24 protein-coding genes and 1 pseudogene are annotated in these 24,918 nt (G+C 41.9%); 22 read left to right on the top strand and 3 right to left on the bottom strand.

Features of this window, described 5'->3' with window-relative positions:
* The 4 genes and pseudogenes from N667_RS0116415 to N667_RS0116400 all read left to right on the top strand — a co-directional run.
* Positions 1-186: pseudogene (locus N667_RS0116415) on the top strand (IS256 family transposase); the annotation flags it as partial.
* 257 nt (positions 187-443) lie between these two features.
* Positions 444-1,886, top strand: coding sequence for a SpoIIE family protein phosphatase (locus N667_RS0116410; RefSeq protein ID WP_027410534.1), 1,443 nt, complete (start codon positions 444-446; stop codon positions 1,884-1,886).
* Positions 1,887-2,022: 136 nt separating this feature from the next.
* Complete coding sequence (locus N667_RS0116405) at positions 2,023-3,762, top strand: ABC transporter ATP-binding protein (protein ID WP_027410533.1); 1,740 nt, start codon at positions 2,023-2,025, stop codon at positions 3,760-3,762.
* The gene (locus N667_RS0116400) at positions 3,743-5,533 is read left to right on the top strand and encodes an ABC transporter ATP-binding protein (RefSeq protein ID WP_035099185.1); all 1,791 of its coding nucleotides are present in this window, start codon (positions 3,743-3,745) and stop codon (positions 5,531-5,533) included. The genes N667_RS0116405 and N667_RS0116400 overlap by 20 nt, the downstream gene beginning before the upstream one ends.
* Before the next feature lie 197 nt (positions 5,534-5,730).
* On the opposite strand, the gene N667_RS0116395 is transcribed toward N667_RS0116400, so the two are convergent.
* A complete protein-coding gene (locus tag N667_RS0116395; protein ID WP_027410531.1) occupies positions 5,731-6,393 on the bottom strand; it encodes an MOSC domain-containing protein in 663 nt (220 codons plus the stop codon).
* Positions 6,394-6,568: 175 nt separating this feature from the next.
* On the bottom strand, positions 6,569-7,144 hold the full coding sequence (locus tag N667_RS18905; RefSeq protein WP_051530081.1) for a hypothetical protein: 576 nt from the start codon (positions 7,142-7,144) through the stop codon (positions 6,569-6,571).
* Between the two features lie 200 nt (positions 7,145-7,344).
* Here N667_RS18905 and N667_RS0116385 point away from each other — a divergent pair, with 200 nt between their 5' ends.
* The 15 genes from N667_RS0116385 to N667_RS0116315 all read left to right on the top strand — a co-directional run bounded on the left by N667_RS0116385 (position 7,345) and on the right by N667_RS0116315 (position 21,624).
* On the top strand, positions 7,345-7,902 hold the full coding sequence (locus tag N667_RS0116385; protein WP_027410530.1) for a thioredoxin family protein: 558 nt from the start codon (positions 7,345-7,347) through the stop codon (positions 7,900-7,902).
* 57 nt (positions 7,903-7,959) lie between these two features.
* Positions 7,960-8,358 carry a gamma-glutamylcyclotransferase gene (locus tag N667_RS0116380; RefSeq protein WP_027410529.1) on the top strand — a complete coding sequence of 133 codons (399 nt, stop codon included), beginning with the start codon at positions 7,960-7,962 and terminating at the stop codon, positions 8,356-8,358.
* 470 nt (positions 8,359-8,828) lie between these two features.
* The gene (locus N667_RS0116375) at positions 8,829-9,713 is read left to right on the top strand and encodes a sulfite exporter TauE/SafE family protein (protein WP_027410528.1); all 885 of its coding nucleotides are present in this window, start codon (positions 8,829-8,831) and stop codon (positions 9,711-9,713) included.
* A gap of 312 nt (positions 9,714-10,025) precedes the next feature.
* A complete protein-coding gene (gene glnA, locus N667_RS0116370; RefSeq protein ID WP_027410527.1) occupies positions 10,026-11,390 on the top strand; it encodes a type I glutamate--ammonia ligase in 1,365 nt (454 codons plus the stop codon).
* Between the two features lie 154 nt (positions 11,391-11,544).
* Positions 11,545-12,324 (top strand): sugar phosphate isomerase/epimerase family protein, encoded by a 780-nt coding sequence (locus N667_RS0116365; RefSeq protein ID WP_027410526.1) that lies wholly within the window; start codon positions 11,545-11,547, stop codon positions 12,322-12,324.
* On the top strand, positions 12,312-13,277 hold the full coding sequence (locus N667_RS0116360; protein WP_027410525.1) for a sugar kinase: 966 nt from the start codon (positions 12,312-12,314) through the stop codon (positions 13,275-13,277). Before N667_RS0116365 ends, N667_RS0116360 begins: the two co-directional genes overlap by 13 nt.
* Positions 13,262-14,560 (top strand): MFS transporter, encoded by a 1,299-nt coding sequence (locus N667_RS0116355; protein ID WP_027410524.1) that lies wholly within the window; start codon positions 13,262-13,264, stop codon positions 14,558-14,560. The genes N667_RS0116360 and N667_RS0116355 overlap by 16 nt, the downstream gene beginning before the upstream one ends.
* A 197-nt stretch (positions 14,561-14,757) precedes the next feature.
* Positions 14,758-15,777, top strand: coding sequence for a LacI family DNA-binding transcriptional regulator (locus N667_RS0116350; RefSeq protein ID WP_027410523.1), 1,020 nt, complete (start codon positions 14,758-14,760; stop codon positions 15,775-15,777).
* Between the two features lie 42 nt (positions 15,778-15,819).
* Positions 15,820-16,458, top strand: coding sequence for a 3-hexulose-6-phosphate synthase (hxlA, locus tag N667_RS0116345; RefSeq protein WP_027410522.1), 639 nt, complete (start codon positions 15,820-15,822; stop codon positions 16,456-16,458).
* A complete protein-coding gene (gene hxlB / locus N667_RS0116340) occupies positions 16,455-17,006 on the top strand; it encodes a 6-phospho-3-hexuloisomerase (RefSeq protein ID WP_027410521.1) in 552 nt (183 codons plus the stop codon). The genes hxlA and hxlB overlap by 4 nt, the downstream gene beginning before the upstream one ends.
* A gap of 145 nt (positions 17,007-17,151) precedes the next feature.
* Positions 17,152-18,108, top strand: a complete 957-nt coding sequence (locus tag N667_RS0116335; RefSeq protein ID WP_035099178.1) for an MBL fold metallo-hydrolase — start codon at positions 17,152-17,154, stop codon at positions 18,106-18,108.
* Between the two features lie 87 nt (positions 18,109-18,195).
* Positions 18,196-18,990: an SGNH/GDSL hydrolase family protein gene (locus N667_RS0116330; RefSeq protein ID WP_409978198.1), complete on the top strand. Its 795-nt coding sequence runs from the start codon at positions 18,196-18,198 to the stop codon at positions 18,988-18,990.
* A complete protein-coding gene (locus tag N667_RS0116325) occupies positions 18,991-19,899 on the top strand; it encodes an ABC transporter ATP-binding protein (RefSeq protein ID WP_027410518.1) in 909 nt (302 codons plus the stop codon).
* Positions 19,892-20,872 carry an ABC transporter permease gene (locus tag N667_RS0116320; protein WP_027410517.1) on the top strand — a complete coding sequence of 327 codons (981 nt, stop codon included), beginning with the start codon at positions 19,892-19,894 and terminating at the stop codon, positions 20,870-20,872. Before N667_RS0116325 ends, N667_RS0116320 begins: the two co-directional genes overlap by 8 nt.
* A 128-nt stretch (positions 20,873-21,000) precedes the next feature.
* Positions 21,001-21,624 (top strand): NUDIX hydrolase, encoded by a 624-nt coding sequence (locus N667_RS0116315; RefSeq protein WP_027410516.1) that lies wholly within the window; start codon positions 21,001-21,003, stop codon positions 21,622-21,624.
* A gap of 27 nt (positions 21,625-21,651) precedes the next feature.
* Here N667_RS0116315 and N667_RS0116310 read toward each other — a convergent pair whose 3' ends face one another.
* Positions 21,652-22,545, bottom strand: coding sequence for a DMT family transporter (locus tag N667_RS0116310; RefSeq protein WP_027410515.1), 894 nt, complete (start codon positions 22,543-22,545; stop codon positions 21,652-21,654).
* A gap of 128 nt (positions 22,546-22,673) precedes the next feature.
* Here N667_RS0116310 and N667_RS0116305 point away from each other — a divergent pair, with 128 nt between their 5' ends.
* The 3 genes from N667_RS0116305 to N667_RS0116295 all read left to right on the top strand — a co-directional run bounded on the left by N667_RS0116305 (position 22,674) and on the right by N667_RS0116295 (position 24,690).
* Positions 22,674-23,561 carry a LysR family transcriptional regulator gene (locus tag N667_RS0116305; RefSeq protein ID WP_027410514.1) on the top strand — a complete coding sequence of 296 codons (888 nt, stop codon included), beginning with the start codon at positions 22,674-22,676 and terminating at the stop codon, positions 23,559-23,561.
* 333 nt (positions 23,562-23,894) lie between these two features.
* Positions 23,895-24,317: an SRPBCC family protein gene (locus N667_RS0116300; RefSeq protein ID WP_027410513.1), complete on the top strand. Its 423-nt coding sequence runs from the start codon at positions 23,895-23,897 to the stop codon at positions 24,315-24,317.
* Position 24,318: 1 nt separating this feature from the next.
* Positions 24,319-24,690 carry an ArsR/SmtB family transcription factor gene (locus N667_RS0116295; protein ID WP_027410512.1) on the top strand — a complete coding sequence of 124 codons (372 nt, stop codon included), beginning with the start codon at positions 24,319-24,321 and terminating at the stop codon, positions 24,688-24,690.
* The last annotated feature ends 228 nt before the right edge of the window (positions 24,691-24,918 follow it).

Raw genomic sequence — 24,918 nt, 5'->3', positions numbered from 1 at the left:
CGAACGATCAAGGAAATTCGGAAACGTGTCAAACCGATGAACAGTTTGAGCAGTTTAGAAGCCGCTGAAAAAATCGTGTATTTGACGATTCAAGACTTTAACGAGAAATGGGCAGGGCGAAAGTTACGAGGATTTGCTGAAGCACAGGAGACGCTTCAACGAATGTTTGAAGAACGTTACAATTAACCAAATAATGTAAATGACAAACCAATAAAATAAGGGGATTCTCCCTTCCTGCACAAAAGACTGAATATTCAGTCCTTTTGTGGAGGGAACTAGTCCCCTATCCATTCCAAATCCATTTCAGAGATACCCTATCTATGTTGCATTACACAAAATTCTTGACGGTACCTTTTATCCTGTTTAAACAAAATAGAAACTATTTATTTTTTCATCGTTTATTGATGGGAAATGGTGCAAAACAAAAGGGGGGTTCGTAACAGATGGAAAAAGATGCACGATGTATATCTTACAACAGCAACGAGGGAATGATCATCACCAACCGTGATGAAAAAATTGTTGCGGTGAACGATCATTTTTTGGCAGCTATAGGCTCTCGCAAAGAGCAAGTGATTGGACGGTCGATTCGTCTCTGGTTTGCAAAAGCGAACGATTTTGCATTGTACCCATTCATATGGAAAGGGGTATTGCAGAGAGGATATTGGGAAGGAACGGTTCGTTTTCCCTCACAGCATAGTCAATTTGACCTAAAACATTTGATAGTTTACGGATTGGAGGATAATCATAATCGAAATCACTTGTTCATCTGGAGATTTTCTGATGGGGTGAAAGCGGAGCATGTATTGGATGCCATTTGTAAAATACGTACGCTCGCGATTGTCATGTTGCGGGACGATCTGACCATTAAGCATTGGAACGAGACCGCTGAGTTGTTATTCGGATGGGAAAAAGAGGCTGTAATTGATCGGCCTTTGTTTTCGTTATTTCCGAATCATCTATTCGATTTTTTAAACGAGACAAAGCAAGTTGCGAAAGATCATTCTTTAGATTGGAAGTGTAAGATGAGAAAAAAAGACGAAACGGTAATAGATGCTGCTTTTTCAATGATCCCCGTGATGAGTTCTGCCGAGACGGCAGCAGAATATGTGTTAACGATTATGGAGGTGGCACAAGCGAAACAAATAAAACAAAAAAAACGAGTATATGAAAAGCAGCTGGAGTTTGCGAAAAAAATGCAGCAAAGCATCCTCACAGCCCCTATTCAAAACAATGTCATAACGATGGATGCGATTTATATTCCAGCCGAACAATTGTCAGGTGATGTATACGCTTGCTATCAAATTGATGATGTGCGTTTTGCAATTGTAATGATCGACGTCATAGACCACGACCTCTCTTCCTTTCTCATTATGCTATTGCGTTCATTATTACGAGAAATTATCCACCGTGTTGTTGATCCCGTTTATGTAGCGCTAGAGCTTGAAAATTATATAAAAAACTTATTCCCCGAGTTCTCTAGCAAAATTCCATCTCTTTTTTCCATGATTTATGCTGTTATCGATACAAAAAAACAACAGATTGAATATACGAATGCAGGTCATCCTTCTGGATTTTTATTGACGAACAACGATGAGATCATAGAGTTAGACAAAGGAGGGCTTGGAATCGGAAGCCCATTTGCTGCATCGTTTGAAAAAGGAGTTATTCACTTTCAAAAAAGAATAAGATTATTTTTATATACGGATGGGCTTTTAGATGAAGTCGATTCGTCCCTTTTAGGAGGAGTACAAAAAATTCGGAGTGAAGTGAAAGAATACGGATATTTATCAGACCACCAATTTTTACGCGCTATGTTGGACAAGTATTTGTGCGGACGCCATCCAGAAGATGACGTATGCTTACTTTCCGTCACGATAAAAGGATAAAGATCATTTACAAAGAAAGCGGGAAATCCTTGCTTTCTTTTTTCGTTCCTTTCTTCTGTCATCAGGGCAAAAAAATTGTAAAACGTTGCTTCAGCAAGGTACAATAAAAGGTACGATGAAGGGTGGGAAGCAAACGATGCGATATGTGCTATCTTTTTTAAAACCATACATAAAATGGATGGCTCTTGCTTGGGGACTTATGCTTGTTGAGCTGTTCGTAGAATTGTGGCACCCGTTATTAATGGAAAAAATTATCGACGATGGTGTGATAAAAAACGATTGGCACGTGATTGTAAAATGGGGCGGAGTGATGGCTGTCACCTCGCTACTTGCTTTTGCATCTGGGATTGCGAATTCGTTTGCTGCAGCTTACGTTGGGCAGCAGTACGGGTTTGATTTACGAAAACAGTTATTTGAAAAAATTGAATCTTTTTCTCTTTTTAATTTTGCAAAGTTTTCAACCGCTTCATTAATTACACGTATGACGAATGATGTAACGCAAATGCAAAACATGGTGTTTATGAGTTTACGAATCATGCTGCGGGCACCGCTTCTGATTATTTTCGGAATGGTAATGGCATTTTTTGTGCACGCGAAACTCGCAATTATTTTAGTTGTTGCCGTACCCACGCTTTTATTCTTTTTAATTTGGATGATGAATAAAGCATCTAGGATGTTTTCAAGTGTTCAGCAAATGCTTGATCGTGTCAATAGCATCGTAAGGGAAAATATCGCGGGAATCCGGTTGATTAAAGCATGGATGAGAGGTTCGTATGAACAAGCGCGATTTTCTAACACGAACGGGGAACTTATGACGCGAACGATGCGAGTATTACGTTTCACGGAAACGATTGTCCCTGTTTTGCTATTGGGGATGAATATAGCGGTAGTGATCATTCTTCTCGTTGGCAAAATGGAAATTCATGCAGGCAGCGCGAAAGCTGGAGAAGTAGTGGCGACCATCAATTATACAACAAGAATGACGGCTTCTTTGTCGGTTTTTACGTTTATCTCAGCAGCATTTTCTCGGGCGAAAGCATCAGCGAAGCGCATTGAAGAAGTGCTTACGACCGTGGTCGATATTAACGATGGACAGCAGGCCGATCAAAGCAGCATAGAAAGAGGAGATATTCAGTTTGAGCATGTTTCTTTTCGCTATCCAGAGAGCGATATGTTTGTACTGCGTGATGTTTCTTTTTCTGTACGCGCTCACGAAACAGTGGCGATTTTAGGGGAGACGGGAGCAGGGAAATCTTCTTTACTGCAGCTCATTCCGAGATTGTACGATGTGACAGAAGGGACTATTAAAATCGATGGGATCGACATACGCGCGATCAAACAAGAACATTTGCGCGCGGCGATCGGCTTTGTTCCACAAGATTTGCTCTTGTTCTCTGGGACGATTCGCGACAATATTTGTCTTGGGGCACAAGATTTTTCAACAGAGGAAATGATTCAAGCTGCCAAAGATGCGCAAATTCATGGTACGATTGATAGCTTTCCAGAAAAATATGACACGATCGTCGGTCAAAAAGGGGTTACGCTGTCAGGTGGGCAAAAACAGCGTATCTCTATCGCGCGTGCCCTTGTTCGCAAACCAAAAATTCTTCTATTGGATGACAGCACTAGTGCGCTTGATGTGCAAACAGAAGCAAATCTATTGCAGGCGTTAAAAACGTATCAATGCACCACTTTAATTGTTACACAAAAAATATCAACAGCTATAGAAGCGGATGCGATTATCCTTTTAAAAGAAGGTAAAATATTAGCGAAAGGGACTCATGAAGAGTTATTGCAGACAAGTGAATTATACCGCAAACTCGTCAAATCACAGCTTGGAAGGAAGGGATTTGGTGATGTTAAGACCGCCACATAGAATGAGCGTTTCGAAAGAAAAAAGATCAGCCAAAGAAAACATCGAAACATTAAAACGCATATGGGCCTTCCTTTCAGGTCAAAAAATTCGATTGGCAATGGTCGTATCAATGGTGCTTCTAAGTTCTTGCTTAAGTTTGCTTGGACCTTATGTGGTTGGCAGGGCCATTGATGCATATATCGTTGCAAAACAAACGGACGGATTTTTACTGATAATTGCGGCTCTTATATCCATTTATTTTGCTCTTTCGCTTTCTTCGTTTCTGCAAAACTATTGGATGGTCGGCGTGGCCCAGAAAACGATTTATTCTATTCGCTCGCAACTATTTCATCATTTTCATCAATTGCCGATTTCCTTTTTCAACGAACGGAAATCAGGGGAGTTAATGAGCAGACTAACGAATGATATTGATAATATGAGTCAAACATTCAACGATACTGTCATTCAAGTGGTTTCAAGCGCGCTTACTCTTGGCGGGGCAGTTATTGTGATGGTTTCGTTAAGCCCGCTTCTTACCGCCGTGACATTATTGATTGTGCCAATGATGTATGGAGGGATGAAATGGATTACAAACCGCACACGGAAGCGATTTAAAGAACAGCAAGAACGTTTAGGAGAACTAAACGGATTAATTGAAGAGGCGATCTCTGGACAAAAAGTAGTCAAGTTATTTTCGCAAGAGAAGCAAATGACCGCCCAATTTCTCGCCAAAAGTGAACGGTTGAAGCAATCCGGTTTTTGGGCGCAAACATATTCTGGTTTTATTCCGAAGCTGATGAACATGTTAAACAATATCAGCTTTGCGCTCATTGCCGGAGCTGGTGGAGTGTTTGCGTTCAAAGGAATGGTTTCGATTGGAACAATCGTTATTTTTGCCGAATACGCAAGGCAGTTTACGAGGCCGTTAAACGACCTTGCCAACCAGTGGAATACGTTATTGTCCGCTTTGGCAGGCGCTGAGCGGGTATTTGAAATATTGGATCAAGAAAAAGAAGAGGATGATGAGACGGAAGCGTTTGAACTGCCCGGTATTCGTGGCGAAGTAGAATTCCGCTCTGTTTCTTTCTCGTATGATAAAAAGCGAGATGCTGTGCATGATATCAGTTTTTCTGTTGCGCCAGGGGAAACGGTGGCGCTTGTTGGCCCGACAGGTGTCGGAAAAACAACAATTGTGCAGTTATTGACGCGGTTTTACGATCCGGATCGCGGACAAATTTTTATTGATCGAATGGATACCCGCCAAATCAAGCGGTCTAGCCTTCGTAAACAGATGGCATTTGTCCTGCAAGACCCGTTTCTTTTTCAAGGAACGATTCGCGATAACATCCGTTACGGAAGGCTTGATGCGACCGATGCGGAAGTGGAGGAAGCGGCGAAGTTGGCAAATGCGCATTCGTTTATTATGAGGCTGCCAAACGGGTACGATACAGTGTTGCAGCAAGATGGCAGCGGTATTAGCCAAGGGCAAAAACAACTGCTCGCTATTGCTAGGGCCATGATAGCGAGACCATCTATTTTAATTTTGGATGAAGCGACAAGTAACATTGATACGATCACAGAATTAGCGATTCAAGAGGCATTAGAGCGGCTTATGAGCGGGCGAACGTGTTTTGTCATTGCTCACCGACTGAACACGATCCAAAATGCAGACCGTATTCTCGTTCTTCGTGAAGGAACAGTGGTCGAACAAGGGACGCATGATTCGCTTTTAAAGGAGAAAGGATTTTATAGTGAATTGTATGAGCGACAATTTAAAAAAGAGGTAATATAAAAGAGGCTACAAGTGGGAAAGTGGACTATTTGTTATATAAAAATCTCCTACCTTTAAGTCAAGTACAAGGAGGGAGATTTTTATATGCCAAAAACAAAATTAAACAACTAATAGAAAATGAACATGGAACAAAGTTGGTAAAAAAGTGAAGAAGTGAAGGCGCTCCATTATTGATTAGTGAAATAAAAGCTCCCTTTTTACTGCTGTTTTGGACTGAACGGCTCAAGTGCTTCGATTCGTTTCATGAAAGAATGACGCCAATCTGTTGATAAGGCAGGTTCGGCAACAATTTCTTTCATGGCTGCTACATTTGTCTTATCTATATAATAAATATCGTTGACGTAACGAACAGACAATGGATGTGAACTTCTCCCCACCAATGTAAGGCGGTCGCCTTGCTGCACATATCCTTCTTGCAACACGCGGAAATAAAACCCTGTATATCCCATTTGTTGTACTTTCAACGGCAAGTCTTTCAAACCATGCCGTTTCGCTAATTTAAAACAAGGCTGCCGCGGCTGCGACAGTTGAATAACGGCCGTTCCGACTTCAAATATGTCGCCAATGCACGCCTCTATTTCTGTGAGACCGAAGAGTGTAAGATTTTCTCCGAACGACCCAGGTATAAACGAACGTTGATACAAGCGCTCCCATACTGCGAAATGCTCAGACGGATAAGCACAAATCGCCTTGTCTGGGCCGCCGTGGTGGATGAGGTCTGCTTGTCCATCTCCGGCCAAGTTTTGTTTTGTTATTGCCACTGAACTGTCTATTGGTTGTTTATAAATACCAGTTGTGATTGATTTTCCATCGATCATGATGGTTGTTGGCATCCCTACATTGACAGATACTACTTTCATTTGGCTTCCTCCCTCAATACCAGACATTATGTAGTATAGCAAGATTTAAGATGCGCAAAATGTTAGTTGCTTGTTATTTTCTGTTCTTTCAGGCATTTGTATTCTATTATGTGCGTTCGATCTGGAAATGTCTATCAGTTTGTTTCAAAAAAGCTCTTTGCTTAGGCAAAGAGCTCTACATGTGCACAGGTTCTTTCGTTTCTGTTTCAGCTTCAGCTGTTTCTTTGTTTTTTATAGTGCGGGTAAATAACGAATGAATTGTTTGTTTGATAGTTTCAACAATATAGGCGCAGCGCTCGAATATCGTTTCTTTTAAACTATCAAGCTGCCTGATCATTTTATAATGCGATGCTTCATGCTCCTCAAGTTGCTTAATGACGGTTTCATGAAATACATTTTGCAGCTCAAATTTCTCCGCTAATTTTTGATACATTTTCTCCTGACTTTCCAACCGCGCAATGAGTCCCTGGTATAGTTGATCTTGTGCTGCAACCTGCTGAGCAAGTTTGTTTGTAGTTGTTTCTTGAAGAGCTAATGAATCAAGGATATCTCGTTTCACCGCTTCGTCTCTTTTCATTTGTTTGTTCCATTGCTCATATAAACGCTCTTGCTGCTGTTGATGGGCAAAAAAAGAATGATGCAACTGCTCGACAGAAGCGGATAGTTGCTCCTGAAAATCTTGCTGTTGGCTTAATATCTTTTCTGTGCTAGGACGGCGATAATGAAAGATGGGATGGGAGCCGTCTAGCACATGATTACGTTGACCAGATGTCTTTGTCCCCTCATTGAAGTAGATGAATGACGTAGTTCTCCCCTCCTTTCTTGTTCGATATATCGTGTGCCATAGTATATGCAGGCGTTCGCTCAGGTGTTTAGGCTTGATATTTGTTAAGAAGAAAGTAGTTTGCTATAATGAAGCAAAATAAAACATTAGAGAAAGGATGTGGAAATATGCCAGCTGTTGAGTCGACGATGTTCCCGCTAGGAAAGCAAGCGCCGTCATTTACGCTTACGAATGCAGTCGATGGAAAGACAGTGCGGTTAGAAGACGTCAAATCAGATATAGCAACAGTCATTATGTTTATTTGTAATCATTGTCCGTTTGTAAAGCATGTACAGCATGAACTTGTGCGCCTCGCTAATGATTACCAGCCAAAAGGAGTTACATTTATTGCTATTAACTCTAATGATGTGGAAAAATATCCGGATGATTCTCCAGAAAATATGAAAAAGGTCGCTGAAGAACTCGGCTATCCGTTTCCATATCTATTTGACGAAACACAAGAAGTAGCGAAAGCGTACCAAGCTGCATGCACGCCAGACTTCTACGTATTTGACCGCGACTTAAAATGCGTATATCGCGGGCAGCTTGACGATTCAAGACCGCAAAATGGCATACCGGTGACTGGAGAATCGATTCGCGCCGCTCTCGATGCCTTATTAAATGGAACTGCTGTACCGGAACGGCAAAAGCCGAGCATCGGCTGCAGCATTAAGTGGAAACAATGAAAGTTGGTGAGCTGGCTGAAGCAGTCAGCTCACTTTTATGTAAAAGGAGGAACGGATATGAATAAAAAAACGTATGTGGTGTTTGTTTACGGTACTTTGTTGGTTGGTGAGATGAACCACCATATCGCTGCTCCCTATTTACAAAACGTCCGGCCTGGAAAAGTGAATGGAAAACTTTATGATGTCGGGTCTTATCCTGCACTTGTCGTTGGTGAAGAAGGAGAAGTAGTAGGCGAGTGGCTCACTGTAACGGCAGAGGGACTCAAGCAAATGGACATGCTTGAAGATTACGAGGAAGGACGCTGCAATAACGAATACGAACGGATTTGGATTAGGGACTGCGAGCAAGATATTGAAGGGTATGTATATATCTACGCAAAAGAAAAAGCGATGTCTCTCCCTTTGATCGAATCGGGATCGTGGAGAGACTATCGTAAGATGAAAAAATCATTGTAATAAAGCGGCCTCTGTTTATGTCAATATCAGATCGTATGCGGCATCCAGGCTTAGCAGAGAGCTGGTATGAATGCGGTTCAGAATTTTTTAGGTAAGCGGCCCCTTATATATGGTGCTCATTTTTAACACATTCACCGAGAAGTCTCCCACCTCTAAGCGGAGTGTAGGTGGGGGGGTTCATACTTTTATTTATATTTTGGAGGAGTTTCATTAGTAAAGGATGATAAATTTTTAAAACACACTTGACAGGTAGGAATAATAGGTATTAATGTATTAATTAATAAAATAATAACAACATTCAAACACTTAGAGGCTGATCGGACAAACTGAAGGCACTCTATCGTTGTATATTGCATATAACAACGATAGGGTGCCCTTTTGTTTTGAAAGGGGGAGCAAGTCCAGTGTTGGATTGAGATGTGATGGTTCAAACGTGTACTTTATAACAATAAGTAGGAGGTTTAGAAAACATGAAAAAGCTTCTTAGTTTTGTTATTGTTGGATTTATTGCGCAGCTTATTGACGGTTCGCTTGGAATGGCATATGGGGTTACTTCTACTACACTACTACTGACGTTTGGTATTGCTCCAGCTGTTGCTTCAGCCTCTGTCCATTTGGCGGAAGTGGCGACAACAGCTGCTTCAGGAGTGTCGCATTTAAAATTCGGAAATGTGGATCGCGGGATGGTATGGAGGCTGATCCTTCCGGGATCAATTGGTGCGTTTGTTGGAGCTTGCTTTTTAAGCCATCTTCCTGGCGATTTAATTAAACCTTATATCTCAGTTTTTTTATTAATGCTTGGACTTTATATCATGTACCGTTTTTTGTTTCAAGGTCCATCACAAAAACAGATTGAAGCACAAAAGCTTTCAAATAAGCAACTAGTTCCGCTCGGGTTAATAGCAGGGTTTCTTGATGCGACTGGCGGTGGAGGATGGGGACCGATTGCCACACCTGTGCTCCTTGCAAAAAAAGGCATTGAGGCACGTAAGGTGGTAGGAACTGTTGACACATCAGAATTTGCTGTAGCGATTTCTGCCACGCTTGGATTTTTCATTTCTTTAGGATGGGAAGAAGTGAATTGGTTTTGGGTGGGCACACTTATGTTGGGGGGAGTTATCGCTGCACCAATCGCCGCATGGATTGTTAAAATCCTGCCTTCTCATTTATTAGGGGTTCTAGTTGGTGGGTTAATTATTTTAACAAACGTTCGTACTTTGCTACACACTTGGGCTGTTTCAGAAAAATGGTACACAATCGTATATGTTATTATCATACTAGGCTGGGCTCTTTCAATATGGTGGGCAGTTCGCAGCCATAAAAAAGTTCAGGTATTGAACAGCGCAGCAAATTAAAATTTCAACTGATTGTGTATACATTGTTTGACTAGGTGAGAAGAAGAAAGAGTACAGGTAAAGTTCACTAAGAGGCGAACCGACCTTTTTTAAAAGGTTGGTTTTGTTTTTTTATAACCAATTTTGTATTAACATGCAAAACTGAAACAAAAATAGCTTTGTTTCTTCAAGATTTAAAGATTGATAATATGAAAGCGCTTTCTTATAAAAATGCATCAAGTTTTATAAAAAAGGTATTGTCAAAATTAAAAGGTTTAAATTATAATAAAACCATGTTAGAAAACTAAACGTCGGAATGTGAGGTTATGTAACATGTCGAAATTGTTAGTTTCTCAAGTGAATGATAATGCGGCCGTTCTTGAGCAAATTAAAGAAACGATTAAACAAAAAAACGTTGAACTTTTACATTTACAATTTGTAGATATTGAGGGAATTTTAAAACATGTCACTGTTACGGTGGAGCAACTTGATGATGTAGTGAACGGGAAAATGATGTTCGATGGATCTTCCATCAAAGGTTTTTCGCCGATTAATAAATCAGACCTATACCTTCTTCCTGATTTGAATACGTTTGCTGTATTGCCTTGGACAGTCGAAGAAGGATATGCAGAAGCGCGTTTTCTTTGTTCGGTCGTCAACCCGGATGGCACGCTGTTTGAAGGAGATCCGCGTAACGTATTAAAGAAAACGATTGAGCGTGCCGCGCAACAAGGGTATACAATCTCTGTCGGCCCGGAATTAGAGTTTTTCTTATTTAAAACAGATGAAAATGGCAACCCAACAACAGTGCCGCAAGATAACGGAGGCTACTTCGAGCCGTCTCCAAAAGACCTCGGCGAGCGCGTCCGTTTAGAAATTTACCGTGCACTTAAGGCAATGGGCTTTACCATTGAAGCGTCTCACCACGAAGTCGCAGAAGGTCAGCATGAAATCAACTTCAAATATGCAGATGCGTTAGGTTCAGCTGACAACGCGACAACATATAAATGGGTTGTCAAAACAATTGCTAGCAAATACGGCTTGCATGCGACATTTATGCCGAAGCCAATATTCGGTATTAACGGATCGGGGATGCACGTTAATATGTCGTTATTTAAAGATGGAGAAAATGCGTTCTTCGATCCAAGCGACGAAAATCAGCTTTCAGAAGCAGCTTATCAATTTATCGCTGGTTTATTGAAAAATGTTAAGAGTTTTGCAGCAGTAACAAACCCGTTAGTAAACTCATACAAACGCCTTGTGCCAGGATATGAAGCGCCATGCTATATCGCTTGGTCAGCGTCCAACCGCTCTGCGCTTATCCGTATCCCAGCGAAGCGCGGATTAGCGACTCGCGTCGAGCTCCGTTGCCCAGATCCTGCGTCTAACCCTTATTTAGCATTTGCGGTGATTGCAGCGGCAGGGCTTGATGGAATCGAAAAAGGATTGCAGGCGCCAGCAGCGATTGATGAAGATATTTTCCATATGACAGAAGAGCGTCGGGCACAACTTGGTATCGAAAATCTTCCAGGTAGCTTAGGAAAAGCAATTGAAGAGCTCGAGAATGGCACAATTGGACGCAAAACTCTTGGTGATCATGTCTTTAACGAATATGTGGCGATGAAAAAAGAAGAATGGGATAGCTATCGCACAGCCGTACATGCGTGGGAAATCGAGCAATATCAAGGGAAGTTCTAATAAAAAGCAGGCAAAACGCCTGCTTTTTTTATTTTATAAAATATATTGAATTATTTAAAAATTCAATTGAAAAACCGCTTACACAAATGTTATAATTCTTGTAAATCGGTTTACAAAATCGATTTACAAAATTGTGAGGGGAGGTGGCTAACGCATGCGGAAGGTGATCGTGCCATTGAATGCCTTTAAAGAGGAAGAACTGAAAGAGAAAGGGTATCGCTACTATATTTCCGCAGTTTCCCAATTGGGAGCGGACGGTGTGGAAATTCGTAGAGAGTTACTAACTGATGAGGTCTTCCCTTTAGTGAAGCTTAAAAGCCTGATCACAGAGTTTGCATTGTTGGCTATTTACTCAGCACCCATTGATTTGTGGAAGCAGGATGGCGCATTAAATTGTAAACAATTACGTACGGTGTTCGAGGAAGCAAAGCAAATAGGGGCAACTATAGTAAAAGTATCATTAGGTTTTTACGATCCGAATATTTCCGATATCCGCTTTTTACAGCAATGGCTTGACGAGCATACAGGCAGCATTCGATTGCTTGTGGAAAATGATCAAACATCCTATGGGGGAGCTATTCGTCATTTGTACAGTTTTTTTCAAAAGGTGATGTTGCACCAACTTCCTGTCGGTATGACATTTGATATTGGAAATTGGAAATATTGCGGAGAAGATATGACGGAAGCGTTGCAAAAATTTTCGCCTTTTATCGGGTATGTTCATCTGAAGCATGTAGAAAAGCGTAATAAATTATGGACGACATTACCTCTGCCCATAGAAGGGCGTGCCGAGTGGAGAAATATTTTAAATGTTCTGCCGTCGCACTTGCCTGTTGCTTTAGAATTTCCGATGGAAAATGTGCAGATGGTAGAGCGATATGTACAAATGATAAAATGCCAACAAAGGGAAGGAGCAAGTGGATGGATGTCGTGACATTCGGGGAAGCGATGGCGATGTTTATCGCTCAAGAAGTTGGTCCGCTTCAGCACGTGCCTTATTTTAAACGGTCATTGGCTGGAGCGGAAGTCAATACGGCTATTGGATTTGCGAGATTAGGATTGCAAAGTGGATGGGTAAGTAAAGTCGGAGCTGACGTATTCGGGAAGTATATTATGGAATACTTGAGGCAGGAACATGTAAATATCGATCAAGTAAAAATAGATCCATGTTTTCCGACGGGTTTTCAGCTGAAGTCAAAAGTTGTAAGCGGAGATCCGGAAGTTCAGTATTTTCGAAAATACTCTGCAGCTAGTCATTTAGGTGTTTCTGATTTCAATGAAGCGTATTTTCGTTCAGCAAGACATTTGCATATGACAGGAATTCCTTTAGCACTTTCAAATTCGATGAGAGCGTTCGCAAAACATGCTCAATCGTTTATGAGAATAGAAGGAAAGAGCATATCTTTTGACCCGAATCTACGGCCAGCTTTATGGACAACAAAAGATGAAATGATTCGTGTAATCAATGAGGCTGCTTTTGAAAGCGATTACGTTTTACCTGGAATTGAGGAAGGGGAATTGTTAACAGGATTTACAGATCCAAGGGATATCGCCTCCTTTTACTTGGAGAGAGGAGTGAAACTTGTTGTAGTGAAACTGGGAAGTAAAGGAGCATTTTATAAATCTAATAATGATGAAGGATATGTTCCGGGCTATCAAGTTTCGAGAGTAGTAGATACAGTAGGGGCCGGTGATGGTTTTGCGGTAGGGCTTATAAGCGGGATTCTAGAAGGGCTCTCTATTCGTCAAGCGGTCATAAGAGGAAATGCAATAGGAGCTTTAGCAATTCAGGCGACAGGTGATCATGAAGGGTATCCTAATCGATTGGCATTGGATCAATTTATAAAAAATTATGATGAGGAGGACGTCAAATGCAACATACAGTAGCGAAATCGCGATGGTATCGCCTTATTCCTATTGCATTTATTACGTATAGCTTGGCTTATCTAGATCGTGCGAACTATGGATTTGGCGCAGCAGGCGGGTTAGCGGAAGATTTGCATATTTCTGCGGCTACGTCTTCCTTACTCGGATCTTTATTTTTTCTAGGTTATTTCTTTTTTCAAATTCCTGGTGCCCATTATGCGGAAAACAAAAGCGCTAAAAAACTCATTTTTTGGTCGCTCATTCTCTGGGGAGGGCTTGCTAGCGCAACAGGAATTGTCAGCAATATTTGGTGGTTAATGGTGATTCGATTTTTGCTTGGTGTAGTAGAAAGCGCTGTCATGCCTGCAATGCTTGTCTTTTTGAGCCATTGGTTTACAAAAGAAGAACGTTCGCGAGCTAATACGTTTTTAATTCTAGGAAATCCGGCTACAGTGTTATGGATGTCCATCTTATCAGGGTATTTAATTGAGGCAGTTGGATGGCGTTGGATGTTTGTTGCTGAGGGGCTTCCGGCAATTATATGGGCCTTTATTTGGTGGCGGTTGGTAAATGACGAACCGACAGATGCAACATGGTTGACTGAAGATGAAAAACAAAAATTGCAGTCACAGTTGGAAGATGAGCAAAAGGGGTTAAAACCGATCAAAAATTATCGTGAGGCGTTTCAATCAAAAACGGTTATCTTACTAAGTTTGCAATATGCTTTATGGAGCATCGGGGTATACGGGTTTGTGATGTGGCTCCCGTCCATTATTAAGGCAGCTCCACATATGGATATCGTCAAAACAGGATGGCTGTCATCTGTTCCATATATTTTTGCAATCGTTTTTATGCTTGGTGTTTCTTATCTGTCTGATAAAACGCTCAATCGTACAGCGTTCGTATGGCCGTTTTTGTTAATCGGTTCCATTACCTTTTATGCTTCTTATGTCGTTGGCACAGCCCATTTTTGGGTTTCATTTCTCTTGCTTGTACTTGCCGGGGTCGCTATGTATGCACCATATGGGCCGTTTTTTGCCATTATTCCTGAACTTTTACCTCGCAATGTAGCTGGAGGGGCGATGGCGTTAATTAACAGCATGGGGGCGCTAGGCTCATTTGTCGGTTCTTATATTGTCGGCTATCTTAATGGAGTTACAGGCGGGTTCGGTGCATCGTACATTTTTATGGCGGGAGCTTTGCTTTTGTCTTCGTTTTTAACGGTTATAGCTGTCAAAGGGAAGGATGATCAACGAAGAAAAAGTGTGCCTGACAAATGGGAGGTTTATCAAGCACACGAATAAGTCACCACTATCATTTTACTATAAAACTTTTACCATTGCATTGCTATTAATAGGACCAATATCTGTTTTATAAACAAGAATATCGTTTTATGCTGTTTTTCGCGGAAATAACCGCTTTCCCCATATGCTAGATAAACATTATCATCATTGCTAAAATGAAAATACAAAATTTAGACCAGTAAAGAGGAAGATGCATAATGAAAAAAGTAACAATGGCTGATGTTGCAAAAGAAGCAGGTGTTTCGAAGAGCACGGTATCTCAATATTTGAATAAAAGATATGAACATATGGGGGACGAAACACGGGAAAAGATTAGGCTAGCAATTGAAAAGCTAGGTTATCGTCCTAACTATATCGCAAGAAGTTTAAAGCAGAAACGAACGGCGATGATTGGGATCATCGTAGCTAATATTATGCACGGTATTTCTACCGAAATCAGCAGAGCTATTGAAGACTTTTGCCACGAGCATGATATGCACGCGATTGTATGCAATGCCGACGATGATCCAGTAAAAGAGCGGAAATATATCGAGATGTTACGGGCAAGACAGGTAGATGGCTTAATTATTTTTCCGACCGGTGAAAACATAGAACTGTATAAGCAAATGGAACAAGAGCGTTATCCTGTTGTTTTTGTGGACAGGAAAGTTACGGATGTCAACATAAGCACGGTCGTTGTTAACAACAAGGAGGCAGTTTACGAAGCGGTCTCCCATCTCATTAAAAATGGTCATCGAGATATTGCCATGGTTACACCGCCTCTAACCATCTATCCGCGTATGGAGAGGGTGAAAGGATATAAACAAGCATTGGAAGATCACAATATTCCTATTAAACAAGCGTTTATGATTTCAGCGGAAGTCAAAAATATTGTTAACCATTTGGAAGCAATGGTTGCTTTGCCAAAAAAGCCGACCGCATTAGTAGCTGCAAATGATCTATCGTTTTTTGAAGTCATGAAATTTATCAAAAAACACCGAATACTTATACCAAACGATTTAGCTGTTATTGTTTTTGATAATATCCCATTTGCAAGCATTGCTAGCCCGACCATTACTACGATCGCACAACCAGCATACGATATGGGAAAAAAAGCAGCGGAATTGCTGCTAAAGCAAGTTAACGAGGAGCGTGTTGATTCAAAATTATATACTTTTCCTTGCACGCTCGTGATACGGGAATCTTCTGTTGGGGGGAGCGCAAAGGGGAATCAATGAGCTCCCTTTTCTTAAAATGACAAATGAGTAAGGAGAGTTATCATGCATCTTCAACTGGCGCTTGATCGCATGACGATTGATACAGCGATCGAAGTCACAAAAGAAGTATATAACGAGATTGATTGGATCGAGATTGGTACATCTTTAATCAAAGAGTTCGGGATCGAAAGTATCCAAGCGATGAAGCAGGAATTTCCTGATAAGATCCTCGTTGCTGATATGAAAACGATGGACAACGCAAAGTATGAGTGTCAACTTTGTTTTGAAGCAGGCGCAGATGTATTAACAGTTATGGGAGCGGCTCCCGCTATTACGGTGGAAACATGCTTGAACGAAGCGGCAAAACGAAAAAAGCAGGTCATGATTGATTTATTGAATGTGAATCTAGAGAGGTTGCCGCAATTGCTGCAATACGAGGAAGCCATTTTTTGCCTACATTTTAGTAAGGATCAACAAGAACTTTCCGCTCCGCCACAACAACATCCTCTACTCTTTTTTCCAGCTCTTGAAGGTGTTCGAATAGCTGTAGCAGGCGGAATATCTATTGATACTGTCGAAACTGTAAAGCGAATGAATCCTAGTATCGTTATTGTTGGTTCTGCTATTACGAAAGCCGTAGATAAAAAGAAAGCGGCAAGGGAACTAAAACAAGCTATTTTGTTCCGGGGGGATTATAAATGAGAAATTCTATTAAGACTATTTTGGGAGAAATTGCACAAGTATTTCAAGAGTTTGACGATGCGGGTGTAGATCAGGTCGCGGCTCTGCTTTTAGAAGCAAAGCGAATTTTTATTGCGGGAGAAGGCCGTTCGGGATTAATGGCTAAAGCATTTGCGATGCGCCTCATGCATCTTGGCGCAAACGTCTATGTTGTCGGAGAAACGATTACCCCATCTATCCAAAAAGGTGATACGCTAATTGCAGTATCAGGTTCCGGTACTACGAAAACCACCATTTGGGCTGCGGAAAAAGCCAAGCAGCTTGGTTGTAATATCATTGCCTTTACTACTAATCTATCATCACCATTAGTGCACAACGCTTCATTGGCTATTTATGTACCTGCTGCAACAAAATACCGTCGTGAACATGAGAAGGAAAGTGTACAGCCGTTAAGTTCTCTGTTTGACCAGTGCATGCATATCATTTTTGATGCGATATGCTTGCGGTATGCGGAATTACAAAACGTTCAACATGACGAGGCGCTTCGACAGCATAGTAATTTAGAGTGATAGTTATGAAATTAGGATATAAACGCCGCTATAGCCGAACAATCACACACAAGGCGTCGTTTATATCTTTTTTTGTAGAGAACATATAGATAATTTGGTAAAATATCTTTGTAAAATTTAGGGAATGGGAGATGAGGATATACAGATGTTGATGGATTTAGGAAACGGTATTTCACTGATTGATCTATTTGACTTAGGATTGATGGAACGCACAGGTACATATGTATTTCACGAAAAAGAATTGACAATTATTGAAACGAGCGCTAGTCCATCGATTCCCCATTTATTAAGAGGGATCGAGTCACTAGGGATGAATGCGGCTGATATTCAAAATATCATTGTGACCCATATTCATTTAGACCATGCCGGTGGGGCGGGGCTGCTTCTTGAAAAGTGTCCGAATGCCAAAATCATCGTTCACCCAAAAGGAAAGCGACATTTGGCGGATCCTTCTCGCTTAATTGAAGGGGCCAAAGCGGTGTACGGAGAAAAATTTGCTGAACTGTTTCATCCAATTGTGCCGATCCCAGAAGAACGTCTAGTTGTCAAAGAAGACGGAGATACACTGCGACTAAGCGATCGCCGTACATTGACGTTTTTGCATACATCGGGGCATGCGAACCACCATTTCTCCATTCACGATTCCTTAAGCAACGGGATTTTCACTGGAGATACAGCTGGGGTGTTTTATCCGCAATTGCTCGAGTACGGCGTAGAGTTGTATTTGCCTTCTACTTCACCGAACCAATTTAATCCAAGCGCTATGCTTCATTCGATCGAACGATTTGAAGAGTTGAATCCGGAACGAATTTATTTTGGTCATTTTGGGATGTCAGAAAAGCCGGCAGCTGTATTTCGCCAGATTCGCAGTTGGTTACCGGAGTTTATGGAAGTAGGCAGACGTGTGATGGCTGATTACGCTCATGCGTCGTTTGAAGAAAAAACAAAACGGGTAGCGCAAGGACTATTCGGGCTTGTACAAGAGTATTTGGACAAGCATGATGTACCGCGGCAAGCGGGTGTGTACTCAATTCTTCAGTTAGATGTAAGCGTTTCGGCGATGGGGATTGTTGATTATTTGCAAAAGGAAATAGCCCAATAAAAGCGGTTGCGAGATGCACCGCTTTTTTCAATCGCGTACGATTAGGTTTATAATAAATTGAGGCACGTTTTTGGAAGGAGTGATTGTTTGAACATGAATGCAGTGAAAATCATCGCGCTTGTTTCGCTCATTGCGGGCGGATGCTGGCTGTTCGGGCTCGGCCTGACGGTATATGATCAATTTTTTCATGGTCCTACCGCCTCGTTATCCAAAGAAATAAAACCGAAAGAAACGGCGGTAAATGAACAGCAACTGCACTTAGTTGCGCTTGGTGATTCGCTTACGCGAGGAACCGGGGATGAAACTGGCAAAGGATATGTTGGATATACGCTTGATGCGCTTCGTAAAAAAACAAAACGTCCCATACAAGTAACGAACTTGGCGATTAAAGGGCAGCAATCAACACAGCTTGTCACGCAAATTCAGAAAGTTGAGGTTCAACGTCAACTTCGCCAAGCGGACTTTGTGTTTATGACGATCGGTGGCAATGACTTATTTCAAGGAGGGGAAGCGCTACGGAATTTTTCACGTGCCCGGATTGATGAAGCGAAGAAAGTATATTTAAAGAATCTCGATAGCGTTTTCCGAACGATTCGAGCCATCAATCCGCGTGCTGTTGTATTTTATATCGGCTTATATAATCCGTTTAATCAATTGAACAACGCTAAAATGACTTCAGCAATTGTTCGCGAGTGGAATTACGCTTCAGCGGAAGTGGCAGCCCGCTATCCCAATATTATCGCTGTTCCGACATATGATTTGTTTGAACTACATGTCAACGATTATTTATATAGCGACCAGTTTCATCCGAATAAAGAGGGATACAAATTGATTGGAGAACGGGTTGCGTCGCTCATTTCGTTTTCGAAAGGAGGAAAGTAAATGAGAGAGACGCTCATAGTTCAGGAAGTACGGAAAGCGATTGGAAAAAAGGAGATTATTAAGGGGCTTTCTTTTACTTTAAAAGAAGGAGAAGTATTTGGTTTTTTAGGTCCGAATGGGGCTGGAAAAACCACAACAATCCGCATGCTTGTCGGGTTGATTAAACCGACATCAGGCTGCATCACGATCTGTGGGTTTGATTTGCAACGGCAATTTTCGGAAGCGATTCGCCACATTGGCTGTATTGTAGAGAATCCGGAGCTATATCCGTACTTGAGCGGATGGGAAAATCTTGAGCACTTTGCCCGGATGGTGCCGAACATTTCAAAAGAGCGAATTCAAGAAGTGGTGGAACTTGTTGGGCTGCAAAACCGAATCCATGACCGCGTCCGCACCTATTCGTTAGGTATGCGGCAGCGCCTAGGTATTGCGCAAGCGTTGCTCGGAAAGCCGAAAGTGTTGATTTTAGACGAGCCGACGAATGGACTAGACCCGGTCGGCATTCGCGAAATGCGGGAATTTATTCGCTTTTTAGCGGAGAAAGAAGGATTGAGCGTGCTCGTATCTTCCCATTTATTAAGCGAAATTCAGCTCATGTGCGACCGGGTGGCCATTATGGCTAAAGGGCAAATTATTCGAATTGATACGGTGGACAACCTTTTAAAAGAGCAAGCGCGTACCGCTTGGAAAGTTGAGCCGCTTGAAAAAGCAAAATCATTGTTAGAAAAAGAAACGACGATTCTAGCGGAACGGGACGGCATGCTTATTACGTATTACGAGGCGAAAAAACTGGCGGAGTGGAATGATATGCTTGTACGTGAAGGGATTAGAGTAAGCGAAATTCACCCGAAATTGCCAACACTTGAAGATTTATTTATTGAATTGACGGGAGGGGAGACGATTGACTAACCTCGTCTATAATGAAATGCTTAAAGTTGTGCGCAAAAAACGGTTGCTTATTGTTGCATCCATTATCGCGGTTCTTGTTGCTTTGTTCACGTACGCTCAGTTCAGGCACGTCCAGGATGTGCAAAAACGACTAGGAACAAGCGACTGGCGCACACAGTTGCAGCAGCAAATTATTGATACGCAAAACCGGCTTAATTCGAGTGGGCTGGCTGAAGAATGGCGCAAGTTTTTGCAAATTCGTCTCCAACAGCAACAGTATTATTTGGATCATGATATTAATCCATCAGCGCCTGGAGCCCCCACTTTTATGCGAATGTTTGTGGAGAACTCCATTGAACTATTCCTCCCATTGATGATCATGGTCGTTGTCGCTGATTTAGTCTCATCGGAGGCAAGTGGAGGCACGATTAAATTATTATTAACACGACCCGTAAAAAGATGGAAAGTATTGCTGAGCAAATACATAGCGATGCTTTTATCCGTTTCGTTTATTGTGCTGCTGCTTGCTTTGCTTTCATATTTGATTTCTGGTGCCGTATTCGGATATGGCGGCTGGAATTTGCCTCTATTAACAGGGTTTACGATCAACGGCGAAGAACTAAATACAACGAACGTTCATTTAATTGCGCAGTGGAAATATTTACTGGTAGAATTGAGCCTTGCATGGTTCGTATCGGTTGTTGTTGGCACGTTGACGTTCATGTTGTCGGTGTTGATGAGAAGCACGGCTGCTGTAATGGGAGTGATGCTTGCGGCGCTTATTTCTGGTGCCATTTTATCAAGCATGGTGTCTTCTTGGCAATCAGCAAAATATTTATTTATGGTCAATCTAAGTTTGACGGATTACATTAGTGGAACCGCTCCTCCTATTACTGGAATGACCCTCGGATTTTCGATGAGCGTTTTAGCCGTATGGGGGCTTGTTGCTTTGTTTGTTTCATTCATCGTTTTTACCAAGCGGGACGTTTACTAATTGGATTAAAACAGCGAGTCTATTCGAAAAACAATCATACATCTCTCAACAATGCTGTTTATTTTTTAGAAGGGGATATCGATTGATTGCGCCCCCTTTGCGTAAAGTAGAATGGGAGGGGATATATAATGGATGATATGTTGAAAAAGCTGCGGCATCGTACGCCATCGCTTCTTGGAATGAAACAATTGACGAAGTTTGCTGTGTTACTTCCGCTCGTCGAACAAAACGGCGAACTCCACATTTTGTTTGAAGTGCGGTCGTCTCAACTGCGGAGGCAGCCCGGAGAAATTTGTTTTCCCGGAGGAAAAGTGGATGCTAGCGATAAGAATGAGCAAGAAGCCGCCATCCGAGAAACTTGCGAAGAACTCGGAGTTGACAGTACGGCCATCTATAACGTTTTTCCGCTTGATTACATCGTTTCTCCGTTTGGCATGGTGATTTATCCGTTTGCCGCTCGCCTTGCTGATCCTCATCTCATAAAACCGAATCGCGCTGAAGTAGCCGAAGTATTTATCGTGCCTTTGTCTTTTTTTCAAGAAACAAAACCGGAGATTTATCACGTTCATTTCCAACCGCAGCCTGACCCTGATTTTCCATTTGACAAAATTCCAAACGGAAAAAACTATCGTTGGCGTCCTCGGCAAATGGACGAGTATTTTTATTATTACGGGGACAAAGTGATTTGGGGGCTGACCGCCCGAATTGTTCATCATTTTATTCAGCTTATTTTCCAAAATAATCAAGTATGAAGATACTTATTAATGGCATTCCACTGTTTACGCTTCGATCGCGTTTTTGACGGAGATGTTTTTCTGTCTCCGTTTTTTTGTATGAAGTTGGGCATATATAACACCGATCAGCACGAGCGCGGCCCCTACATATCCTTTGGCCGATAGCATTTCTCCTAAAAATAAGTAGCCAAATAAGGCAGCGAAAACAGGCTCAAGCGAAAAAATAAGGCCTGTATGAGCGGCGCTTGTGTATTTTTGAGCGACCGTTTGAACAACAAAGCCGATTGCGCTACAAAGCACACTTAAGGCTAGGATGGCGATCCATGATGCTGAGTCAGATGGAAAGGCAGGCGCTTCTAGAAGAAGCGAGCATACCAGGCTGAGCCCTCCGCAAACACCGAGCTGCAATACGCCAAGAGCGAGCGAGTCTACATTTTTTGTTAGCTGCTCTGTTGCGATAATGTGGAACGCATAACATACCGCGGTCAACATACACATGACATCTCCATAGCTGATTACAAGTTCATGATTCAGTGTTAAGAAACCAATCCCGACCATTGCTAAAAAAACGCCGACGATGACACGTTTTTCCGGTTTTTTCTTAAAGAAAACAGCGGAAAATAACGGGACAAAAATGACCGTTAAGCTTACTAAAAAGCCCGCATGCGAGGTGGAAGTGGACTGGACTCCGACCGTGACAAAAGCGAAGACGAGAAATAAAAGCGTTCCTAAGATTACGGCACTTTTAAATGTTTTTATATCGATTCGAAGCAAACGTTTACGAAAAATAAAGGCGGATAACAGGAAAGCGATACTGAATCGCCAGGCAATTAAAGCAAATGGTTGAACAGAACCGAGCCCCATTTTCATAAATAAATAGGACGAGCCCCAAAATATCGTCACTACGAATAACATGACGTTCGCCTTTGTCTGACTCATCTATTGATCATTCCTTTCGTCAACTAAAATAGATTGTTTGTTGAATAGTATACATGTACAATTTAAATAAGAAAAATGAATGTTTATCATGTTTTTGTTGAAAAAAATTCATATAAAGGTGAAAGATGATGTCTCTTGTGAAGTTTGAAATCTTTCATACGATTGTCGAACTCGGAAGCCTTTCGAAAGCGGCGGAAGCGCTCGGATTAACTCAATCGGCAGTGAGCCATGCCATCGCAAGCTTAGAAGCGGAGTGGGGGTTTTTACTGCTGCAGCGGGACCGTTCGGGCGTACGTTTGACGAGCAACGGAGAACGTATGTTAAAACTCGTCCGTGACATATTGCAGCGGAATGAACAGTTAAAACAAGAGGTGGCAGCTATTAACGGATTGGAAGTAGGTATTGTAAGAATTGGCACTTTTACAAGCGTTTCAACACACTGGCTGCCTGGGGTGATTCGTATGTTTCATATGCAGCATCCCTCAATTAACATCAAGTTGTTAGAAGGGGACTATGATGAAATCCATCGTTGGATAACAGACGGCACTGTTGATTTCGGTTTTTTATCGTTATCCGCTTCAAAATCGTTACAAGTCGTTCCGCTCAAAAAAGATCGGCTCGTCTGTATCATCCCCGAGGAGCACTCTTTAGCGTCACAAACGACCATTGCGTTTCGTCAATTGGAAAATGAAGATTTTATTATGCCAAAGTGGGGAAGCGACCATGATGTGAGAAGAGTGTTAAAAGAAAACCGCGTGTCTCCGAAAATTAAGTATGAAGCTGTGGAGGAACAAGCCATTATGGCGATGGTACAGCATGGACTCGGCATTAGCATCCTTCCGGAAATGGTGCTCTTTCATATGCCCCGTCGTGTTCGCGCGATCAATTTCGAAGGCAATCATTATCGCACCATTGGAATCGCAGCAACCTCATTCAACCATCTATCTCCAGCGGCCAAAAAATTTATCGATTGTCTGAAAATGTGGTTAGATGATCAAGGTTTACTGGATTTTTAGCGGCCTGCATTCTAAAACATAAAGATGAGATGCTTCGATAAAAATAAGCAATGTTGCCGTGAACCTCTCCCACCTACACTTCGTTGAGAGGCGGGAGACTTCCTAGCAGGTATGTTAAGAGAAAAAATGTACATCATTTTTTATATGTTGCATATCGTTGGATCAACGTATATAAAACATCTAGAAATTCCTATATCAAAGCGCGGTAGAAGCAAAGAGGGGAAGGGGACAATATGTCTTCTAAAATATTTGACATGAAACCAAATGGTTTCGTATAATTAAAACGAAACCATTTGGTTTCATAAAATTAATGAGGAAGGTGCTATTGTAGTAATGGAAAATACTTATTCTGCATTATCGGACATTCGCCGAACAGTTATATTGAACGCTCCCATTCGTAAAGTATGGGAAGCTGTCGCTACGTCAGAAGGGCTTGCTGCTTGGTTTATGCCGAATGATTTCGAACCGGTCGTCGGACATGCGTTTCACTTAAATGCCGGTCCTTTTGGAATGTCGCCTTGTGAAGTAACAGAGGTCGATCCACCTCACCGCGTTTCATTCCGCTGGGGAAAAGATTGGATGCTTACTTTCGAGTTAAAAGAACTCGGTGATCGTACTGAGATGACGTTGATTCATTCGGGATGGGATGCAGACAAGGTGACGGAATTCGGGCAGCCTCATCCAATCGTGCGCGATCGAATGGATCAAGGATGGGCGAAGCTTATGACATCTTTAGCCGCTTATGTAGAGGGTTAAGATGGCTGCTCTATCGCAGAAGCATGATGTTTTCCACGCCATCGCGGATCCTACTCGGCGCAAATTATTAAAATTGTTGGCGGATGAGGAATTGTCTGTAACCGTCATTAGTGAACAGTTTCCGATTAGCCGGACTGCTGTTTCTAAACATTTGCGTATTTTGGCGGAAGCAGGGCTTGTCAAAGAGCGAAAAGTCGGGCGAGAAACGCGATATCGCCTAGAGCCTACGCCGCTTATTGAATTGAAACAATGGCTCTCTTTTTATGAAAGATTTTGGGACAACAAACTGGCAATGCTTAAACATTATGTAGAAAATGAAGAGATGTCTCAGTGGTCGAGAGCTGAAAGAAAAGAGAACGACGAAAAAAAATGATAGAGTAAAAGTTGAGGTAGCCGCTTATTTTCTGTTATAGCTGCATGATTCATTTTATGATGCAAAATGATTGTTTAACATATTCACCGAGAAGTCTTCCATCTCGAAACGACGTGTAGGAGAGAGAGGCCCGTTGTCATCTCCTTATAGTTAGGGTTTTTCGTATTCCTAATTATAAGGATTTTTTTTATCATTTTAGGCGAGAAGACTCCCACCTCAAGGAACGAA

Source organism: Anoxybacillus tepidamans PS2 (assembly GCF_000620165.1).
In the GTDB taxonomy this organism is placed as follows: domain Bacteria; phylum Bacillota; class Bacilli; order Bacillales; family Anoxybacillaceae; genus Anoxybacteroides; species Anoxybacteroides tepidamans_A.
Note: the sequence above shows the minus strand (reverse complement) of the source record. Positions and strands in the feature narration are given on the sequence as shown.

Coding starts and splice junctions, on each gene's coding strand:
- N667_RS0116335 (WP_035099178.1), top strand. CDS start 17,152: ATGTTGATGGATTTAGGAAACGGTATTTCACTGATTGATCTATTTGAC.
- glnA (WP_027410527.1), top strand. CDS start 10,026: ATGTCGAAATTGTTAGTTTCTCAAGTGAATGATAATGCGGCCGTTCTT.
- N667_RS0116295 (WP_027410512.1), top strand. CDS start 24,319: ATGGCTGCTCTATCGCAGAAGCATGATGTTTTCCACGCCATCGCGGAT.
- N667_RS0116405 (WP_027410533.1), top strand. CDS start 2,023: ATGCGATATGTGCTATCTTTTTTAAAACCATACATAAAATGGATGGCT.
- N667_RS0116360 (WP_027410525.1), top strand. CDS start 12,312: ATGGATGTCGTGACATTCGGGGAAGCGATGGCGATGTTTATCGCTCAA.
- N667_RS0116355 (WP_027410524.1), top strand. CDS start 13,262: ATGCAACATACAGTAGCGAAATCGCGATGGTATCGCCTTATTCCTATT.
- hxlA (WP_027410522.1), top strand. CDS start 15,820: ATGCATCTTCAACTGGCGCTTGATCGCATGACGATTGATACAGCGATC.
- N667_RS0116395 (WP_027410531.1), bottom strand. CDS start 6,393: ATGAAAGTAGTATCTGTCAATGTAGGGATGCCAACAACCATCATGATC.
- N667_RS0116380 (WP_027410529.1), top strand. CDS start 7,960: ATGAATAAAAAAACGTATGTGGTGTTTGTTTACGGTACTTTGTTGGTT.
- N667_RS0116385 (WP_027410530.1), top strand. CDS start 7,345: ATGCCAGCTGTTGAGTCGACGATGTTCCCGCTAGGAAAGCAAGCGCCG.
- N667_RS0116310 (WP_027410515.1), bottom strand. CDS start 22,545: ATGAGTCAGACAAAGGCGAACGTCATGTTATTCGTAGTGACGATATTT.
- N667_RS0116325 (WP_027410518.1), top strand. CDS start 18,991: ATGAGAGAGACGCTCATAGTTCAGGAAGTACGGAAAGCGATTGGAAAA.
- hxlB (WP_027410521.1), top strand. CDS start 16,455: ATGAGAAATTCTATTAAGACTATTTTGGGAGAAATTGCACAAGTATTT.
- N667_RS0116365 (WP_027410526.1), top strand. CDS start 11,545: ATGCGGAAGGTGATCGTGCCATTGAATGCCTTTAAAGAGGAAGAACTG.
- N667_RS0116410 (WP_027410534.1), top strand. CDS start 444: ATGGAAAAAGATGCACGATGTATATCTTACAACAGCAACGAGGGAATG.
- N667_RS0116400 (WP_035099185.1), top strand. CDS start 3,743: ATGTTAAGACCGCCACATAGAATGAGCGTTTCGAAAGAAAAAAGATCA.
- N667_RS0116300 (WP_027410513.1), top strand. CDS start 23,895: ATGGAAAATACTTATTCTGCATTATCGGACATTCGCCGAACAGTTATA.
- N667_RS0116375 (WP_027410528.1), top strand. CDS start 8,829: ATGAAAAAGCTTCTTAGTTTTGTTATTGTTGGATTTATTGCGCAGCTT.
- N667_RS0116350 (WP_027410523.1), top strand. CDS start 14,758: ATGAAAAAAGTAACAATGGCTGATGTTGCAAAAGAAGCAGGTGTTTCG.
- N667_RS0116315 (WP_027410516.1), top strand. CDS start 21,001: ATGGATGATATGTTGAAAAAGCTGCGGCATCGTACGCCATCGCTTCTT.
- N667_RS0116305 (WP_027410514.1), top strand. CDS start 22,674: ATGTCTCTTGTGAAGTTTGAAATCTTTCATACGATTGTCGAACTCGGA.